Source organism: Pseudomonas juntendi (genome assembly GCF_009932375.1).
GTDB classification, from domain to species: domain Bacteria; phylum Pseudomonadota; class Gammaproteobacteria; order Pseudomonadales; family Pseudomonadaceae; genus Aquipseudomonas; species Aquipseudomonas juntendi.
The window spans coordinates 1-1,231 of record NZ_BLJG01000121.1 but is presented as its reverse complement, the minus strand read 5'-3'; the positions used below and the strand labels follow the sequence as shown (position 1 = coordinate 1,231).

Annotated in this window: 2 protein-coding genes; one reads left to right on the top strand and one right to left on the bottom strand. The window is 66.0% G+C overall.

What is annotated here, in order from left to right; translation table 11 throughout:
• The coding region (locus GYA94_RS16930) for a LysR substrate-binding domain-containing protein (RefSeq protein WP_255326945.1) at positions 1 to 492 on the top strand (492 nt) is incomplete at its 5' end.
• Positions 493 to 513: 21 nt separating this feature from the next.
• On the opposite strand, the gene GYA94_RS16925 is transcribed toward GYA94_RS16930, so the two are convergent.
• On the bottom strand, positions 514 to 1,231 hold a 718-nt coding region (locus GYA94_RS16925; protein ID WP_161892747.1), incomplete at its 5' end, for an aldose 1-epimerase.

The following is a 1,231-nucleotide window of genomic DNA, read 5'->3' as shown; positions in this document are numbered from 1 at the left end:
GAGGAAGGCATGGATGTGGCCGTGCGCATCGGCCCGTTGCCCGACTCCGGTTTGAAGGCCCTGCGGGTCGGTCAGGTCCGGCGCATGTTGTGCGCTGCGCCCGGTTACCTGGCGCGCCACGGTGTGCCCAGGCACCCCTCGGACCTGGCCGGGCATGCGGTGATCGGTACCACCAACCTGTCCCCCCGAGCCGGCTGGCGCTTTGGCGTGACCGATGAGCCGACTTTGGTGCGCATGAAACCGCGGCTGACGGTGACCAGCAATGATGGGGCTATCGCTGCGGCCTGCGGTGGCCTGGGGATTGCCCGTTTATTGTCATACCAGGTGGCTGATGAACTGGCGAGCGGGCAGTTGCAGGTGATTCTGGCCGAGTATGAGGAAGCACCCTGGCCGATTCACATACTGCACCGCGAGAGCAAGTACGGGTCGGCCAAGGTCAGAACCTTCATCGACATGCTGGCGCAGGCGCTGCGGGACCAGCAACTGGAGTGAGCACGTAGCGCCCACAATGCGTTACAACGCTTGGTACTGCATGCTGAACCCCAGGCTCATCGTGTCACCCTGTTGCAACAGCCTCAGCCCCGGCCGGCCGGGCAGGTGATGGGCGTTGACCGGGTGGCTGACCGGCTCGAAGCAGAAGAAGCCTTGCCCCGGCGGGCAGAACAGCAAGAAGTGCTCCGCCCCGCTGGCGCGACAGGCCAGCCGGTAGCCTGCCCCTGGCTGTTCGATCACACAGTGCCCCGGCCAGCCACTGAAGGCGTGGTCGACCAGCGTCTCGGGCAGGTGGCCCAGTGCTTCGAACCCCCACGGCTCGGGCACCGTGGCCTGATACGACGGCAAGCGCCCAGCCTCGGCCAGCCACACCTTGCGCGCGGGCGCAGACAGCTTGGTATCGGGGTAGCGCGGGAAATAAGGATGCAGGCCCAACCCATACCAGTTGGCCGAATCATCCCGGTGCGTCACATGCAGGTCCAGGGTCAGGCAGCCTTCATGCAGGTGTATATCCAGCGTGGCCTGGTAGGCGAAGGGTACGGCGCTGTCCAGCGTCAGCCGTGCGCGCCGGTCGCTGTGATGCTCAACGTGCCAGGCCTGCTGCCAAGCGCTGCCATGAATGGGATAGGCGTCGTGCTCGGTATTCGGCGCCAATGCCTGCCAGCCCTGCGGCCGGGCATAGCCCCCCTCGGCAACCCGATTGGACCAAGGCGCCAGTGGGTAGCAAGCCAGCCGCCTG